Origin of the sequence: Paenarthrobacter aurescens (assembly GCF_025421775.1) — a bacterium.
GTDB classification, from domain to species: domain Bacteria; phylum Actinomycetota; class Actinomycetes; order Actinomycetales; family Micrococcaceae; genus Arthrobacter; species Arthrobacter aurescens_B.
Window position 1 is genome coordinate 1 of sequence record NZ_JAOEFX010000471.1, and the last position, 257, is coordinate 257.

Annotated in this window: 1 protein-coding gene; it reads left to right on the plus strand. The window is 66.9% G+C overall.

Translation table 11 applies throughout. From position 1 onward, the window contains the following. Nucleotides 1-36: 36 nt before the first annotated feature. Nucleotides 37-257: LysR family transcriptional regulator (locus N7568_RS24415; protein ID WP_261612249.1), on the plus strand; the 221-nt coding region annotated here is incomplete at its 3' end.

The window sequence follows — 257 nt, forward strand, 5'->3', positions numbered from 1 at the left end:
ACCGGCTCCTTCACCCACGCGGCCAATCACCTCGGCGTGACGCAACCTTCGTTCACCGCCCTGATCCAGGACCTTGAAGAAGTGCTCGGCCTGCGGTTGTTCGAACGCACCACGCGCAGCATCAGCCTGACCTCGGCCGGGCAGGACTTTTATGCTCGCGTGCAGCGGCCCATTGCCGACCTCGAAGAGGCCTACCGCAGCCTGGCGGATCTGGCTGCCGTGCGGCGCGGCAATGTGGCGTTGGGCGCCCTGCCCTC